15 protein-coding genes and 1 pseudogene are annotated in these 16,311 nt (G+C 30.4%); 8 read left to right on the top strand and 8 right to left on the bottom strand.

The window, feature by feature from the left end:
* Positions 1-27 precede the first annotated feature (27 nt).
* From WHD54_RS00805 to WHD54_RS11825, 4 genes and pseudogenes are all read left to right on the top strand, one after another.
* The gene (locus tag WHD54_RS00805) at positions 28-699 is read left to right on the top strand and encodes a cytidylyltransferase domain-containing protein (RefSeq protein WP_088322774.1); all 672 of its coding nucleotides are present in this window, start codon (positions 28-30) and stop codon (positions 697-699) included.
* Positions 696-1,742 (top strand): N-acetylneuraminate synthase, encoded by a 1,047-nt coding sequence (gene neuB, locus WHD54_RS00800; protein WP_088322773.1) that lies wholly within the window; start codon positions 696-698, stop codon positions 1,740-1,742. The genes WHD54_RS00805 and neuB overlap by 4 nt, the downstream gene beginning before the upstream one ends.
* Complete coding sequence (gene neuC / locus WHD54_RS11830) at positions 1,735-2,391, top strand: UDP-N-acetylglucosamine 2-epimerase (RefSeq protein ID WP_088322772.1); 657 nt, start codon at positions 1,735-1,737, stop codon at positions 2,389-2,391. The genes neuB and neuC overlap by 8 nt, the downstream gene beginning before the upstream one ends.
* A pseudogene (locus WHD54_RS11825) lies at positions 2,331-2,831 on the top strand (sugar transferase); the annotation flags it as partial. The gene neuC and the pseudogene WHD54_RS11825, both read left to right, overlap by 61 nt.
* Here WHD54_RS11825 and WHD54_RS00790 read toward each other — a convergent pair.
* The 3 genes from WHD54_RS00790 to WHD54_RS00780 form a co-directional block, all read right to left on the bottom strand.
* A complete protein-coding gene (locus tag WHD54_RS00790) occupies positions 2,811-3,989 on the bottom strand; it encodes a DUF4105 domain-containing protein (RefSeq protein WP_088322771.1) in 1,179 nt (392 codons plus the stop codon). The pseudogene WHD54_RS11825 and the gene WHD54_RS00790 overlap by 21 nt on opposite strands.
* A gap of 5 nt (positions 3,990-3,994) precedes the next feature.
* Positions 3,995-5,071: a PorV/PorQ family protein gene (locus tag WHD54_RS00785; RefSeq protein WP_088322770.1), complete on the bottom strand. Its 1,077-nt coding sequence runs from the start codon at positions 5,069-5,071 to the stop codon at positions 3,995-3,997.
* Positions 5,072-5,135: 64 nt separating this feature from the next.
* On the bottom strand, positions 5,136-6,113 hold the full coding sequence (locus WHD54_RS00780) for a YheT family hydrolase (protein WP_088322769.1): 978 nt from the start codon (positions 6,111-6,113) through the stop codon (positions 5,136-5,138).
* Positions 6,114-6,221: 108 nt separating this feature from the next.
* Between WHD54_RS00780 and WHD54_RS00775 the strand changes: the two genes are divergently transcribed.
* Positions 6,222-6,980, top strand: a complete 759-nt coding sequence (locus tag WHD54_RS00775) for a CDP-alcohol phosphatidyltransferase family protein (protein ID WP_088322768.1) — start codon at positions 6,222-6,224, stop codon at positions 6,978-6,980.
* 161 nt (positions 6,981-7,141) lie between these two features.
* Here WHD54_RS00775 and lptB read toward each other — a convergent pair whose 3' ends face one another.
* From lptB to WHD54_RS00760, 3 genes are all read right to left on the bottom strand, one after another.
* On the bottom strand, positions 7,142-7,879 hold the full coding sequence (gene lptB / locus WHD54_RS00770) for an LPS export ABC transporter ATP-binding protein (RefSeq protein WP_088322767.1): 738 nt from the start codon (positions 7,877-7,879) through the stop codon (positions 7,142-7,144).
* An 82-nt stretch (positions 7,880-7,961) separates the two neighbouring features.
* Positions 7,962-8,783: a twin-arginine translocase subunit TatC gene (tatC, locus tag WHD54_RS00765; protein ID WP_088322766.1), complete on the bottom strand. Its 822-nt coding sequence runs from the start codon at positions 8,781-8,783 to the stop codon at positions 7,962-7,964.
* Positions 8,783-9,751 (bottom strand): KpsF/GutQ family sugar-phosphate isomerase, encoded by a 969-nt coding sequence (locus WHD54_RS00760; protein ID WP_088322765.1) that lies wholly within the window; start codon positions 9,749-9,751, stop codon positions 8,783-8,785. The genes tatC and WHD54_RS00760 overlap by 1 nt, the downstream gene beginning before the upstream one ends.
* Before the next feature lie 147 nt (positions 9,752-9,898).
* Here WHD54_RS00760 and WHD54_RS00755 point away from each other — a divergent pair, with 147 nt between their 5' ends.
* Entirely contained in the window at positions 9,899-12,082 is a 2,184-nt protein-coding gene (locus tag WHD54_RS00755) for an ATP-dependent DNA helicase RecQ (RefSeq protein ID WP_088322764.1), read from the top strand.
* 17 nt (positions 12,083-12,099) lie between these two features.
* On the opposite strand, the gene rmuC is transcribed toward WHD54_RS00755, so the two are convergent.
* Positions 12,100-13,440, bottom strand: a complete 1,341-nt coding sequence (rmuC, locus tag WHD54_RS00750) for a DNA recombination protein RmuC (RefSeq protein ID WP_088322763.1) — start codon at positions 13,438-13,440, stop codon at positions 12,100-12,102.
* A 92-nt stretch (positions 13,441-13,532) separates the two neighbouring features.
* Here rmuC and WHD54_RS00745 point away from each other — a divergent pair, with 92 nt between their 5' ends.
* Positions 13,533-14,072, top strand: coding sequence for a 1-acyl-sn-glycerol-3-phosphate acyltransferase (locus WHD54_RS00745; RefSeq protein ID WP_088322762.1), 540 nt, complete (start codon positions 13,533-13,535; stop codon positions 14,070-14,072).
* 115 nt (positions 14,073-14,187) lie between these two features.
* Here WHD54_RS00745 and WHD54_RS00740 read toward each other — a convergent pair whose 3' ends face one another.
* Positions 14,188-15,237 (bottom strand): oxidoreductase, encoded by a 1,050-nt coding sequence (locus WHD54_RS00740; protein ID WP_088322761.1) that lies wholly within the window; start codon positions 15,235-15,237, stop codon positions 14,188-14,190.
* 44 nt (positions 15,238-15,281) lie between these two features.
* On the opposite strand from WHD54_RS00740, the gene WHD54_RS00735 reads away from it, so the two are divergent.
* A complete protein-coding gene (locus WHD54_RS00735; protein WP_088322760.1) occupies positions 15,282-16,226 on the top strand; it encodes a patatin-like phospholipase family protein in 945 nt (314 codons plus the stop codon).
* Positions 16,227-16,311 lie beyond the last annotated feature (85 nt).

Genomic DNA, 16,311 nt, shown 5'->3' with positions numbered 1-16,311 from the left:
TATTCTTACTCATAAAATTAAAATAATATGCATAAAAATTTAGTGGTAATACCAATTAGAGGAGGCTCTAAAAGAGTACCCAACAAAAACAGTAGGTTGTTAGGAGGTATTCCACTATTTGTTCATAGAATAAATTATGCCAAGGAAAATGCTACAATTTGTACCAAAATTGTAGTATCTACAGATTCTGAAGTACTAAAAGAGTTAGCATTAAAAGAAGGTGTTCAGGTAATTTTAAGACCAAAACATTTGGCGGCAGATAATACTCCAACCAAAGAGGTTTTAAGGCATGTTGTAGAAAATTTAGAAGAAAATTTCGATAATATTATACTTTTACAAGCAACAAATCCCTTTAGAAGAAAAGAGTTATTGTCTGAAGCATTTAAAGCATATGTAAAAGGAGATTTTAACAGTTTAATGACAGTTACAGAGAATAAACAAAAATTTGGTAAAATTGTAAACAATACTTTTGTGCCTTTTAACTATGAATTCGGTCAAAGAAGTCAGGATTTAGAGCCGTTATTTTTTGAAAACGGGTTATTATATATTTCAAAATCGTCTTTAATAGTAGGCGGAGAAATTATAGGAGAAAAAAATTTACCGTTTATAGAAAATCATCCATCAGCTATGATTGATATTGATGAAGAAGTAGATTTTGAAAAGGCAATGTATTACTTAGAAAAAAAGAATCGTACATGAAAAACCCATTTATAGAAATTTCTGGTAGAAAAATTGGAATAGATTTTCCGCCACTAGTTATTGCAGAAATTGGTATTAACCATGAAGGCTCTTTAAAAACAGCTTTTGAAATGGTTGATGCAGCAAAAAGAGCAGGCGTAGAGGTGGTTAAACACCAAACACATATTGTCGAAGACGAAATGAGTGCCGCTGCCAAAAAGGTAATTCCAGGAAACGCTTCTGTTTCTATATACGAAATAATGGATAAGTGTTCTTTAAATGAAGCAGACGAAATTGCGTTAAAGGAGTATGTAGAAAGTAAAGGTATAATTTTTATTTCCACTCCTTTTTCACGAGCTGCTGCCGAAAGATTAGAGAAAATGAATGTTCCGGCCTATAAAATTGGTTCTGGAGAGTGTAACAATTATCCGTTGTTAGAGCATATTGCAAAATTTAAAAAACCGGTAATTCTTAGTACTGGAATGAACACTATTGAAAGCGTTAAAAAGGCTGTAGCAATTTTTAACAAGCATCGAGTACCATTGGCTTTATTGCATACAACTAATTTATATCCAACACCACCACATTTAGTGCGTTTTGGAGCAATGACAGCTCTTCATAATGCTTTTCCTGACAAAGTATTTGGTCTTTCCGACCATACTTTAACTAACCACGCTTGTTTTGGTGCAGTAGCATTGGGAGCAAGTATTTTAGAAAGACATTTTACAGATTATAAAGAAAGAACAGGACCAGATATTATTTGTTCTATGGACGAAAATGAGTGTAAAAATTTAATTGAAGGAAGTTCTTTAATTTGGCAAATGAGAGGTGGTACAAAAGCTCCTGCTAAAGAAGAACAAGTAACTATCGATTTTGCTTTTGCTACGGTTTGTACCATTAAAGATGTAAAAAAAGGGCAACGTTTTACGATGGATAATATTTGGGTAAAAAGACCTGGAACAGGAGAGATTTTAGCAGATAAATTCGAAGAACTCCTTTCTAAGAAGGCTTCTAGAGATATTGCTAAAGATGAACAGTTAAAATTAACTGACATAGATGCGTAAAAAAATTGTTTTTTTAACAGGTACAAGAGCCGATTTTGGAAAAATAAAGTCGCTAATTCAAGTATTAGAAAATCATTCTAAATTTGAACCTTATATTTTTGCTACTGGCATGCACTTGCTAGATAAGTACGGTAAAACTGTTATAGAAATTCAAAAGTGTAACTTTACCAATATTCATCAATTTTCGAATCACACTTCAGAAAACACTATGGATTTAACACTGGCAAAAACCATTGAAGGTTTTTCTAGTTATGTAAGTACATTAAAACCCGACTTAATTGTTATTCATGGAGATAGGGTAGAAGCACTTGCAGGAGCTATTGTTGGTTCATTAAATAACATCTTGGTTGCACACATCGAAGGAGGTGAAGTTTCTGGAACAATTGATGAGCTGATAAGACATTCTGTAAGCAAAATGAGTCACCTACATTTTGTTTCAAATGAAAGCGCAAAGAATAGAATACTTCAATTAGGTGAATTGGATTCGTCTGTTGCAGTTATCGGATCACCAGATGTAGATATTATGTTTTCAGATGCACTGCCGAGTTTAGAGGAAGTTAAAAATTATTACGAAATTCCGTTTCAAGAGTTTGCATTGGTAATGTTATTGGAAATAGAGGCTCTTTATTTTATTCACAAAAAAGAGTAGGACTAAATGGAAAAGTATTCTCTATTTATAAATTGCGCTCGATGGTGCAAAATGCAGAAAAGAATGGCGCAGTTTGAGCACAAAAAAATGATGTAAGAATTACAGCCTTCGGAAAGTTTTTAAGAAACACAAGGTTAGATGAAATTCCGCAGTTTTTTAATATTTTAAAAGGTGATATGAGTATTATTGGTCCACGACCAGAACGACCAGAATTTGTAGAAGAACTAAAAAATAAAATTTCTTTTTATGGTATCCGAAATGTAGTAAGACCAGGTTTAACAGGTTGGGCACAGGTAAATTACCCTTATGCAAATACTATTGAAGAACAAGAAGTGAAGTTACGCTACGACTTGTATTATATAAAAGAAAGAAATGCATTTTTAGATTTTAAAATTTTAATAAAAACATTAACTACAGTATTATTTTATCGAGGTCAGTAGTACATAATTTATATAAACATAACGTATCACTAATGCCGCTAAAAAAGGAATAATAGCTAGAGGTAGAGTCTGAATTTCTAAAACCAATAAAGCTATTAAAGTTACAAATAAGACTAAAAGTAAAGAGATATATTTACTTAAAAATAAGTGATATTTCTTTTTACGAATTATAAAAGCAAAAATTAAATTAACAGGAAAAGCCCAAAAAATATTAAAATTGTTCGGAGCGGTTGAGTGGTCAGAAAATAACCATAAGTAGCTTAGTATCAAGCCAACAAACCCTGTTAAGAAAAACAAGATAACATCTATAACTGTTATTCCATTTTTTGCTTTAAAATCTCGCCATGTAAACCACAGTATGATACTAAACAAGAATGAGAATAGTATTGCAGGGCTAAACAATTTTAATGTTGTTCTTGGCTCTTTAAAATCTAACAATACGTTTTCTTTTTTAACTAAGGGTATTTCTGAATTGTTAGTAACAATTTTAGCTGTTTTAAAATAGCTGTACACATAGTCGGGCAAATACATATAGGCTTCTTTTGTTCTTTTAGTATCTAAAATAGTTCCAGTAATAAGATTAATTCCTACATTTCCCCAGCTATTAAAATGAATTTCTTTATTGAGTAAGTTTCTTAAGGAAGTATTAGTTACTATATCTTCAAAAACAATATTGTTAGACAGTATAGTTTTAGAAATGTCCTTTATTTTTGTGGCACAATTGTTAAAAAAAGGGTCGTATAAATAAGTCGCATTTTCTTTTAAAGCATTATTTTCTAAATAGCTAAAAAAGTGTTGTTTCTGAGCCTGATTTAAATTTAATATTTGCTCTTTTAACCACCTTTTATCATTTTTATAACTTGCTAAAAAGTATTTAAAATCGTACCTAGCAAGTAAATAAAACATTTTACCCTGAGCAAAATTTAGTAAGAAGTTAGGAGCGTTAAAATCGAATATGCCATAATTATAAATAAGGTCTAAATTTAAAACTGGGTCTTTAACTCTAATAGCCGAATGCCCAAATTTTTCATATAATTTTTCTCCAGGTCCTGCAGTAATTATAGATATTTCTGAATATACAGAAAGATTTACTTGAGCCGTTGTTTTTAAAAGTGTAAGAATAACAATTAATACGGATAGAAATATTTTTTTTATCATAATTTTTAGCGTCTAAAGAAACGATAGTCAAATGTTATAGAAAAAATATTAGAATATAGAGCGTTACCAACACTACCAATATTAGTAAGAGCATAATCTACTGTTATTCCGCGGTAATTGAAACCAACTCCAAAATTGGGTTGTAGCGTAACCGACTGCGAATTATCGAATTCCGAAATATATTGAAAATTGCCAACGCCTGCTCTTAAAAACACCAATTTATCATAATCTATTTGAAAGCCAATTGACGGATCTATACTAGCAAAATTGGTAGCAATTAAATCGTTAGTTTCTGCAAATCGTATATTGAAATTAACTTCACTTAGTAAATTCATAAAACGACTCAATCTCCAATCTTTTGCAATACCTAACTGAATTTTTGGTTTTGTAATTTCGGTAGTTTCTGGTAGTTCTTGGTTTTGACCAGGAATAGCATTTTTTATTTTTTCAAATTCATTTTCATTTACCGACCATGTATTGTAAGTTGTAGTAATATCTCTAGCCATTACACCAAATTTCCATGAATTTCTTTCAAATTGAATACCAGCATCAAAACCAAAACCCCATGAAGTAGCAAATTCACCAATTATTCTTCGAATAATTTTGGCATTTACGCCAAATTTTAAGTCTTTAAAAATTAAATTTCTAGCATAGGCAAAATGAAAGGCATAATCTGCAGCAGAAAACAAGCTCACATTGTTAAAGTCTATGTTTCCCTGATTGTCAATTAGTTCTGTGGTGTTTAAAATATCATCAACACCAAAACGAATTATAGAAAAACCGATAGCACTTTCTTTGTCTATGGGCATGGCAAATGCAGCATGGTTGTAGTTGGCAATTCCTGCAAAATAAGAGGCATGCATTACAGAACCTTGGTAATCTTCTATTCCTACCAAACCTGCAGGATTCCAATAAATAGCATTTGCATTGTTTGCAGTAGCTACCACAGATTTACTCATACCGAGTGATGCCGCATCTACACCAATAGATAGAAATTCGTTACTGTAATTTCTAAATGATTGTGCGTTTAAAAGCGAATGAATCACTAAAAATAAAAGAAAAAATTTATGTTTCAAAAGCATGCTATTATTTTAACAAATATCCGAAATTACTATTAAACTAACTCCACAATTAAAAAGTTATTGTTTAAAAAACACCTATGGTCTCGTTTATAAATTTCACAATTCTTTTTTCTAACCATTTATTCTCATGAGCTTTAAAAGAAGTCATGAATCCACAATGTCCTCCAAAATTTGGAGTTTCTAAATAAAAATATTCCGATTGAATAGCTTCTTTTTGAGGGTAACATTCTGGAGATAAAAAAGTATCATCTTTTGCATTTATTAATATTGTTGGTCTATCAATTTTCGATAGATAAGGTTTTGAGCTTGCTTTTTTCCAATAATCTTGCGGACTCTCAAAACCAAAAACAGGAACCGTATATAGTTCTTCTAAATGAATAAACTTTGTGGCTTTAAAGAGTTTTTCTTTATCTAAATGATACGATGGAAATTTGTATGCTTTTTCTAGAATTTTATTTTTCATGGTTTTAAAGAAGATTTCTAAATATAATTTGTTCTTTAATTTTTCCATTTCTTTTTCTGCAGTTGCAATATCTACAGGAACAGAAACAGCAATTCCTCCTTTTACTATTGATGGTATTTTATTATGATACTCACCAAGGTATTTTAGTGTTAAATTTCCTCCTAAACTAAAACCAACAATTACTATGTTTGTATAATTGTAGTTTTCTGCTAAGTGATTTACCACAAAATCTACATCTTCGGTTTTACCGCTATGGTAAGTTGTTAGTAATAAATTATCTTCTCCGCTACAGCTTCTTAAATTAAAACATACCGTATCTAAACCTGCCGAATTTAAATGGTTACAATTGGCAGCAATATATTTAGAATCGGAGCTTCCTTCTAAGCCATGTATTAAAAGTATGAGTGTGTTACCACCCACAAAAGAAAAATCTAAATCTATAAAATCATCATCCCAAGTTGAAATTCTTTTTCTATCGTATTTACATGTATCTTTCATAAACAAAGGTCTGTACATTGTGTTAAAATGACCATTTTTAAATGGTAAAGTAGGAGAGAAGTCAGATTTTACAATTGGCATATGTTTGTAGTATTAGGTTAATTTTTAAAAATAATCAAAAAAAAGCAATTTTATAAAATCCTCAAATTAGTATTTCTTATTTTAGCCACTTTATCAATTTATATGAACATGAGTTTTAAAAAACATATTCCCAATATTATAACACTTGCCAACCTTTTTTGTGGTGCAGTTGCCACTATTTTTGCAGTAAATGAGGCTTTTGAATTGGCTGCTTTTTTTGTTATTCTAGGAATATTTTTTGATTTTTTTGATGGTTTTGCTGCTCGATTATTACATGTATCTGGCGAGCTAGGTAAGCAATTGGATTCTTTAGCAGATATGGTAACTAGTGGAGTTGTGCCTGGTATAATTATGGTAAATTTACTGGCAAATAACAGTGTTTTTTCCAGTTACAATTACGAATCGGATAGTGTAATTTGGTCTGGTGATAGAATAGAATTATTACCTTATGTAGGGTTATTGTTAACTTTAGGAGCATGTTACCGATTGGCAAAATTTAATATTGATACTAGGCAAACAGATTCTTTTATTGGGTTACCAACACCTGCAATGAGTTTATTTGTAATATCACTCCCTTTAATTTTAGAATATTCAGATATTGAGTGGATGTATAACCTAATTAGTAATCATTATTTTTTACTAATAATTACTATTTTATTAACGTTTTTAATGAATGCAGAATTGCCGTTATTTTCATTAAAATTTAAAGAGTATTCTTTAAAAAATAACATCATTAAGTATTTATTTTTAATAGTCTCTATTTTATGCATTATCACACTGCAATATGCATCTATCCCTTTAATAATAACCTTATATGTTTTCCTGTCTATAATTGCAAACTATAGAAATAGGCAACTTAAAGTATAAATTTACACCTATTTTTTTTGATGATAATTACCAGTAGTTTAAAACTTAGTGTTATTTGTTAATGATATCTAAAAAGATAGGCTAAAAAACTAAAAATACGCTAAAAGTCGATTGGCTGAATAAAATTTGTGAATTATATTAGAACAAAAGGTAAAGATTTTTTAGAATACTTTCTTCTTTTTTAATTCGAAGTCTTTACCTAAATATACTTTACGCACCATTTCATCAGCTGCTAATTCTTCTGGAGTTCCTTCTTTTAATATACTTCCGTTGTACATTAAATAGGTTTTATCGGTAATTGCTAGTGTTGCTTGAACATCATGATCGGTTATTAAAATACCAATATTTTTATTTTTTAATTGTGCTACAATGCTTTGAATATCTTCTACCGCAATAGGATCTACACCCGCAAAAGGTTCATCTAACAATATAAAGTTTGGGTCAGAGGCTAAACACCTTGCTATTTCTGTTCTTCTTCGCTCTCCACCAGACAATAAATCACCTCTATTTTTACGAACATGACCAATATTAAACTCTTCTATAAGTGATTCTAATTTTATTTTTTGTTCTTTTTTTGAGAGACCTGTAAATTGCAATACCGACATAATATTTTCTTCTACAGAAAGTTTTCTAAAAACAGAGGCTTCTTGTGCCAAATAACCTATTCCTTTTTGTGCGCGTTTATACATCGCATCTTCTGTAATTTCTTGGTCATTTAGGTAAATATTTCCAGCATTTGGTTTTATCATTCCAACAATCATGTAAAAAGAGGTTGTTTTACCGGCTCCATTTGGCCCTAAAAGACCAATAATTTCACCTTGTTGAACTTCTAAAGAAATGCCTTTTACAACTTTTCTACTGCCGTAAATTTTTTGAATATTATCTGCTTTTAAAATCATCTTTTAATCTATAATAATGTAAAAGTACTAATTTGTTTGTTGTAATTTTCTTAATGAATTTTTAAAGATGTAAAATACAAGATTAAGAGGATGATTTTTCTCTTTTTTGTTGATTTTTAATCACTACTTTAGAAACCTTTATACTTATTTCATAAAGAAAAAGAATAGGAATTGCTACTATTATTTGGCTAGCAACATCTGGTGGTGTAATAATAGCTGCCAAAATAAGCACTACTACCAAGGCATGTTTTCTGTATTTCTTTAAAAATTCTGGAGTAACCAATCCTATTTTGGTTAAAAAATAGACTAATACTGGTAATTCAAAGAGAATGGAAACACCTAGTAACATGTTGGTTACGAGTCCGATGTGAGAATCCATTGTAAAGTTATTTTGAATTAAGTCTGTAATTTGATAGTTGTATAAAAAGTGTATTGAAATAGGAGCAATTACGTAAAAACTAAAAGCTATTCCGCAAAAAAATAAAAAAGAAGCTATAAAAATAAAACCTCTAGAACTACTAATTTCTTTTTTTGTTAATCCTGGAGATATAAAACGCCAAATTTCCCATAGTAAATAAGGAAAAGAAAGAATAATACCTAATATTAATGAAGACCAAATTGCATTCATTAACTGTTGTGTAGGTTTTAAACTGATTAAGTTGTCTTTAAAAACAACATTGCAAAAAGTACTATCTGCTCCAAATAAATTAAAGAAATCACAAAATAATTGATAGGTAATAAAGTCAGGTTTTCTATGCGCCAACAAAAAATGTTCATACACTTCTTTCTGAAATACAAACAATAAAATTCCTACAATAAAAATTGCAGAGGCACTTCTAACTAAATGCCATCTTAACTCTTCGAGGTGTCCCAAAAAAGACATTTCTTTTTGTGAATTTGCCATTAGAATATTCCTTCTTTAATTAAATCGTGTAAATGAACAACACCACAATAGTTATTGTTTTCGTCTACTACTAAAATTTGAGTAATATTATTTTGTTCTAATTTTTCTAAAGCTTCTATAGCCATTGCATCTATAGAGATAGTTTTAGGGTTTTTACCCATTATTTCTTTGGCAGTAATAGGCTGTATATTGGTGTTTTTAGAAAGCATCCTACGAATATCTCCATCGGTAATAATGCCTACTAAAATATTGTTTTCCAAAACAGCGGTAACTCCCAATCTTTTTTCTGATATTTCTACAATTACATCTGCTACAGTATCATTACTATTGATTTTTGGAACTTGATTATTTTTAATTAGGTCACTAACTCTTAAATACAAACGTTTACCTAAGGCGCCACCCGGGTGGTATTTTGCAAAATCTTTACTAGAAAATCCGCGTAAGCTTTGCAAACAAACCGCCAAAGCATCACCCATAACTAGTTGAGCAGTAGTGCTTGTGGTAGGAGCTAGGTTATTTGGGCAGGCTTCTTTTTCTACAAACGTGTTTAAAGGAAAATCGGCATTTTTTCCTAAAAATGAATTTATATTTCCTGTAATGGCAATAATTTTATTACCATAATTCTTAATAAGAGGTATTAACACTTTAATTTCTGGAGTATTTCCACTTTTAGAAATACAAATTACAACGTCATTTTCTTGCACATTTCCTAAATCGCCATGTATGGCATCTGCAGCGTGCATAAAAATTGCAGGTGTTCCTGTAGAATTTAACGTAGCTACTATTTTAGTTCCTATATTTGCACTTTTTCCAATACCAGTAACAATAACTCTACCATTGGCATTTAAAATAAAATTAACGGCATTTTCAAAGTGATCATCAAGCAAGTTTACTAAATTAGCAATGGCATTACTTTCGATTAAAATCGTTTCTTTTGCTAATGAAATTATAGAGGTAGAATTTTTCAAACGTTTTGTATTTTATCAGAATAAAAAAAAGTTATATCTTTAGATTAAGAAAGGAGCAAATTTACTAAAAAAAATAGTGACAATAATTAGGTTTAGTAATTTGTGCTCCCTTTTATTGTTAAATAAATTAATAGAATATAAATTTCAATGGATTTACACGGTCCTCTTAAAAAGTATTTTGGATTTAATAAATTTAAAGGCTTACAAGAACAAGTAATAAAAAGTATTGTAGAAGGCAACAATACTTTTGTAATTATGCCTACTGGTGGTGGTAAATCTTTATGCTACCAATTGCCGGCTTTGATGCAAGATGGTACCGCAATTGTGGTTTCTCCATTAATTGCTTTGATGAAAAACCAGGTAGATGCTATTAGAGGAATTTCAGAAAACCATGGGGTTGCTCATGTGTTAAATTCGTCTTTAAACAAATCTGAAGTAGCACAAGTTAAAGAAGATATTGAAAGTGGCGTTACTAAATTACTATATGTAGCACCAGAATCTTTAATAAAAGAAGAATATGTTACTTTTTTAAGAACTCAAAAAATTTCTTTTGTAGCCATAGATGAGGCACATTGTATTTCGGAATGGGGCCACGATTTTAGACCAGAATATAGAAATTTACGTCATATTATTAAAGCTATAGACAATGTTCCTGTAATTTGTTTAACAGCCACTGCTACAGAAAAGGTTCAAGAAGATATTCTAAAAACTTTAGGAATACAAGAAGCAAATAGATTTAAAGCTTCTTTTAATAGAGCAAATTTATTTTATGAAGTTCGACCAAAAACAAAAGAGGTAGAAAAAGATATTATTCGTTTTGTAAAGCAGCGAATAGGAAAATCTGGAATTATATACTGTTTAAGCCGTAAGAAAGTTGAGGAGATTGCACAAATTTTACAAGTAAATGGCATCAATGCAGTTCCTTATCATGCAGGTTTAGATGCCAAAACAAGAGTAAAACACCAAGATATGTTTTTAATGGAAGACTGCGATGTTGTTGTAGCGACCATTGCTTTTGGTATGGGAATAGACAAACCAGATGTTCGCTATGTAATTCACCACGATATTCCTAAAAGTTTAGAAAGCTATTATCAAGAAACGGGTAGAGCTGGTAGAGATGATGGCGAAGGGTATTGTTTAGCGTTTTATGCATATAAAGACATAGAAAAGTTAGAGAAGTTTATGGCTAGCAAACCCATTGCCGAGCAAGAAATTGGGCATGCATTGTTACAAGAAGTGGTTGGATATGCAGAAACCTCTATGAATAGAAGAAAATATTTATTACACTATTTTGGTGAAGAGTTTGATGATGTGAATGGAGAAGGGGCAGATATGGATGATAATTCTAGGAATCCAAAGAAAAAACATGAAGCTAAAGACAATGTAATCAAATTACTATCCGTCGTTAAAAATACACTTCAAAAATATAAATCCAAAGAAATTGTAAACACCTTGGTAGGTAAAGAAAATGCTTTGCTAACCTCGCATAAAACACATTTACAACCATTTTTTGGTGTTGGAAAAGATAAAAAACCAGCATATTGGATGGCACTAATTCGCCAAGTTTTAGTGGTTAATTTTATTAAAAAGGAAATTGAGCAATACGGCGTTATAAAATTAACATCAGAAGGAGAGCGTTTTTTAGAAAAACCCACTTCATTTATGATGACTGAAGACCATTCATATTCAGAAGAAAATGACCAAACCATTATTACGAACAGTAAATCTTCTGGTGCAGTAGCAGATGCTAACCTAATAAAACTGTTAAAAGATTTACGTAAAAAGGTAGCTTCTAAAGCAGGAGTTCCTCCTTTTGCAGTTTTTCAGGACCCTTCTTTAGATGATATGGCGCTAAAATATCCTATTAATCTAGAAGAATTATCTACAGTTCATGGAGTTGGAGAAGGAAAAGCTAGAAAGTTTGGTAAAGAGTTTGTTTCTCTTATAGAGGCTTATGTTTCAGAAAATGACATTTTGAGGCCAGACGATTTAATTGTAAAAAGTACCGGTACAAATTCTGGACTAAAATTATATATTATTCAAAATACTGACAGAAAATTACCTTTAGAGGACATTGCTAAATCGAAAGGCTTAGAAATGAATGAATTAATTAAGGAAATGGAAGCTATTATTTATTCGGGTACTAAACTTAACATTAGCTATGCGTTAGATGATCTTTTAGATGAAGATCAGCAGGAAGAAATTCACGAGTATTTTATGGAAGCTGAAACTGATAAAATACAAGATGCTTTAGATGAATTTGATGGTGATTATGATGAAGAAGAACTGAGGTTAATGCGTATTCAATTTATAAATGAGGTAGGAAACTAATTAAGAATTTACTATCTCTAGGCTTCATCTTCGGTATTATCTAATAATTTCTGATTGATTTTTTTGGAAGTGTTGATACCTAGTTGTTTTATTTTTTCTACTTTTTTAATCAAGTTTCTACTGCCTGTTAATTTTTTCATTGATGAATCGTAACTACCTTGCACCGTTTTTAATTGACTGCCAACCTTTAACAAATCATCGGTAAGATTTACAAATTGGTCATAAAGTGCAGCAGCTTGTTTAGAAATTTCTAATACATTTCTTTTTTGATTTTCTTGTCTCCACATAGAAGAAACAGTACTTAATGTAGCCAAAAGAGTAGATGTAGATACCAATACAATGTTTTTGTCTAGAGCTTCTAAATACAAATTATTTACTTTATTTAAAGCAATCATTAATGCTGGTTCTATAGGTACAAACATAAGTACATAATCAGGCGAATTAATTTCGTACAAATCTTCATATTTTTTATCACTTAAATCTTTAAAGTGAGACCTTATACTTTCTATATGACTTTTTAGATATTTTTCTTTTTCTATTTCATTTTCAGAAGAAAAATAGTTTTCATAAGCGGTAAGTGAAACTTTAGCATCAATAATTAAGTGCCTGTTCTCGGGTAAATTAATTACAAAATCTGGCTTTTTTAACTTACCAGCACTATCTCTGTAACCGCCTTGTGTAGTAAAATGAATTTCTTTGGTAAGTTTGGCTTTCTCTAATAAAATTTCTAATTGAGTTTCTCCCCAATCTCCTTGTGTTTTATTATCTCCTTTAAGTGCTTTTGTTAAATTAATTGCCTCTTTACTCATTTGTAAATTAAGCTGTTTAAGGCTTCCCAACTGCTCTTTTAAGGCAGCATGCATGCCAACGCTCTTTTCTTGAGATTCTGATACTTTCTTTTCAAAACCCTCTATTTTTTCTTTTAAAGGGTTTAAAATAGCACTAATACTTTCTTTATTCTGGTTTTTAAATTTTGTTGAATTATCTTCTAATATTTTAGTAGCAAGATTTTCGAACTCTTTTAAATATTTGGTGTTTAATTTATCAAGTTCCTTTTTATTTTCATTTAATTTAATTGCAGTGTTTTTAAATTCTGTTTCCAATCTCGTTTTTTCAGAAATAAGTGCCTCTTTTTCTAGTTGTGTATTTCGTAGTTCTTTCTGACAAGAAATAAGGTTATTGTTAGCCATATCTTTTGCCTGCTCTAGCATTATAACACTAGCATTTAAACTAGAATTTTCTTTTTCTAACGTTAATTTTTCTTTTTGTAAAGCTGATTTTGCTAGTAACCTACCTACAAATAAGCCGATTACAACAAAAATAAAAGCAATAAGTAAGTAGCTTAAAAAATCTGTCATTATTTCAATTTTAGTGCTTAAATTTATAACTTTATAATAGATTATTACCGAATTAAAGATATTTTTATAAATCGTACATAATTAATATACTATTGAAATACATTTCAAAATTTATTTTACACAAGTTACTTGGTTGGAAAATAGAAAATGATTTTCCTAAAAATTTAAAAAAATACGTAGTTATTGCAGCACCTCATACTAGTTGGGTAGATTTTCCTATTGCAATTTTAACACGAATTAGCTGTGGTACCATGATTCATTTTATTGGAAAAGATGCGTTATTTAAATGGCCTTTTGGTTATTTTTTTAGAGTATTAGGTGGTACTCCTGTTAATCGTTCTACTAGTAATAATTTAGTAGAAGCTGTTATAAAAACTTTTAACAGTAAAGAAGAGTTTCGATTGGGCTTGTCTCCAGAAGGAACGAGAAAAAAAGTTATACAATGGAAAACAGGTTTTTACTATATTGCTAAAGGAGCAAATGTACCTGTAGTGATGGCAACTTTAGATTTCGAAAATAAAAAAGTAAAAATTTCTCCTCCTTATTATACAACAGACAACAAAGAAAATGATTTTAAACATTTTCGTAGTTTTTTTGAAGGTGTAAAGGGGAAAAACCCTGAATTATCGTAAACAACTTTATAAATGACGTTTATTTTTCTAAATTTGAAATAGATAATATTTTAATGAAGGTTAGGGACTTTATTAAACAACGTTATCAAAGTAGGCAAGGGAAAATTTCCCTTGCTTACTTTTTTTGTAAACTCATTTTTCCAACTTTTTTGTGTCCGGTAAGCCAAGCAGTATTTTCATCTACAAACTGAATTGCATAAAAACCATCTTTAGAAACATCAGAAAACGTTTTACCACCATCATTAGAAAAAGAGATTCCTGTTTTTCCTACAACAAATAGTTCTTTACCACCCGTATTTGGTAGATATTGTACACAACTCTTATAGTTCGGAGTCGTGTTTATACCGACGAGTTGCCATGTTTTTCCACCATCGGTAGTTAGTGCTTTGTTAGCATTATTTTCTGTAGGTTTTTCGTAATTACCGCCAATTATAAACCCATTATTTTCGTCATAAAAATCTATAGAGTAAATGCCTTGTGGGCCATTTCCTTGTGCAATAGGCGTATTGTATACCTGCCAAGATTTGCCAAAATTAGTCGATTTTAAAACCCTTGCTTTGGTGCCTCCAGAAGCAATCCAAACGGTGCTTCCCATTGTTTTGATATTGGTATTGCTTGCTGCAAAAAATGCTTCTCCTTGGGCAATTTCAGGTAAATTATCACAAGGAATTTTTTGCCACGTTTCTCCACTATCAGCTGTAATTATAATAGAAGCACAATTTTCTGTAGGATCGCCTACAGCAATTCCATGTCTATTGTCATCAAAAAAAGTAAGGGCATCATAAAAAACATTTTCATGAGATTCGCTATAAACAATAGTTGCTTTGTCTTCAGATATTTTATAAAGCAATGCAGGGTTTCCTATGGAAAGTGCAAAATAATCGTGACCGTTAAATGCTAAACTTCTAAAATGAGGTACAATAGAATCTTGGTATTTTAGGGTAAGAGTACTCCAAGTTTTTCCACCATTTGATGTCGTAGAAAAATTACCTAATGAACCAGCAAAAGACATATTCTCGTTATCTATTGCTACAAGAGTTCTAATGCTGCTACTATCAATTTTATGTGTGGTAATGGTAACTTTTTCTATTTTTCTAGGTTGATATTCTTGTGTGCAAGAAATTAAAAAAAGGAAACCAAAAATAAAGGGGTTTATTCTACTCATTTTATTATTTTTATAGCACTAAAGTAAACAAAACATTATAGATAATGAAAAAAGCATTGGTAATTTCTGGAGGCGGAAGTAAAGGGGCATTTGCTGGTGGTGTTGCACAATACTTAATGAAAAATCAGGGCAATGAGTACGATTTATTTTTAGGAACATCTACCGGAAGTTTAATGGTTTCTCATTTGGCTTTAGGTATGATAGATGAATTAAAAGAATTGTACACCAATGTTAATCAAGAAACTATTTTTAGCAACAATCCTTTTAAAATTAAAAAAGTAGGCGGGGAAAAGGTTATTAGTATTCATCATTTAAATACTTTATGGAATTTTATTAATGGTCGAAAAACATTTGGAGAAAGTAAAAATTTACGTTCTTTAATTAAGAAAAAGGTTACCCGAGAAATGTATCAACAAATTAGAGAAAATAACAAAGAGGTAGTAGTTACGGTTTCTAATTTAACGGCCAATCAAATAGAATATAAATCGATTAATGATTGTACTTACGAAGATTTTTGTGATTGGATTTGGGGTTCTTGTAATTATGTTCCTTTTATGAGTTTGTTAGAAAAAAACAACTGCCAATATGCTGATGGTGGTTTTGGTTCTTTGATTCCGATTCGTGAAGCCATTTTAAGAGGAGCCACCGAAATTGATGCAATAATTTTAGAAACTGAAGTAACACAGATTAACAAATTACCTGCTAGAAATCCTTTTTCTTTATTGTTTGATGTGTTCGATTTTATGTTAGTACATGTAGAAAGACACAATATTACTATCGGAAAATTGGCAGCTTCTAATAAAAACTTAAAACTAAATTTATTTTATACACCTACGGTTTTAACCACAAACTCCTTAGTTTTCGATAAAATACTCATGAAAAAATGGTGGGATTCTGGTTTCGAATATGCAAAACTTAAATGTAAAAACACCGAAAAAATGAGTGAATTTAGACCAGATGTTTTAACCGATAAAGAAATGGAGGAGTAATAAAACGTTAATAACTTAATACGAAATTTAATTATCCTTTTCATACATTTATGATAGATTAGTAATGAAAAAGAATTATTTATAA

Origin of the sequence: Polaribacter tangerinus (assembly GCF_038024095.1) — a bacterium.
GTDB lineage: Bacteria > Bacteroidota > Bacteroidia > Flavobacteriales > Flavobacteriaceae > Polaribacter > Polaribacter tangerinus.
The sequence above is the reverse complement of the archived record's forward strand: the minus strand, read 5'-3'. Positions and strand labels throughout refer to the sequence as shown.

Coding starts and splice junctions, on each gene's coding strand:
- WHD54_RS00805 (WP_088322774.1), top strand. CDS start 28: ATGCATAAAAATTTAGTGGTAATACCAATTAGAGGAGGCTCTAAAAGA.
- neuB (WP_088322773.1), top strand. CDS start 696: ATGAAAAACCCATTTATAGAAATTTCTGGTAGAAAAATTGGAATAGAT.
- neuC (WP_088322772.1), top strand. CDS start 1,735: ATGCGTAAAAAAATTGTTTTTTTAACAGGTACAAGAGCCGATTTTGGA.
- WHD54_RS00790 (WP_088322771.1), bottom strand. CDS start 3,989: ATGATAAAAAAAATATTTCTATCCGTATTAATTGTTATTCTTACACTT.
- WHD54_RS00785 (WP_088322770.1), bottom strand. CDS start 5,071: ATGCTTTTGAAACATAAATTTTTTCTTTTATTTTTAGTGATTCATTCG.
- WHD54_RS00780 (WP_088322769.1), bottom strand. CDS start 6,113: ATGCCAATTGTAAAATCTGACTTCTCTCCTACTTTACCATTTAAAAAT.
- WHD54_RS00775 (WP_088322768.1), top strand. CDS start 6,222: ATGAGTTTTAAAAAACATATTCCCAATATTATAACACTTGCCAACCTT.
- lptB (WP_088322767.1), bottom strand. CDS start 7,879: ATGATTTTAAAAGCAGATAATATTCAAAAAATTTACGGCAGTAGAAAA.
- tatC (WP_088322766.1), bottom strand. CDS start 8,783: ATGGCAAATTCACAAAAAGAAATGTCTTTTTTGGGACACCTCGAAGAG.
- WHD54_RS00755 (WP_088322764.1), top strand. CDS start 9,899: ATGGATTTACACGGTCCTCTTAAAAAGTATTTTGGATTTAATAAATTT.
- rmuC (WP_088322763.1), bottom strand. CDS start 13,440: ATGACAGATTTTTTAAGCTACTTACTTATTGCTTTTATTTTTGTTGTA.
- WHD54_RS00740 (WP_088322761.1), bottom strand. CDS start 15,237: ATGAGTAGAATAAACCCCTTTATTTTTGGTTTCCTTTTTTTAATTTCT.
- WHD54_RS00735 (WP_088322760.1), top strand. CDS start 15,282: ATGAAAAAAGCATTGGTAATTTCTGGAGGCGGAAGTAAAGGGGCATTT.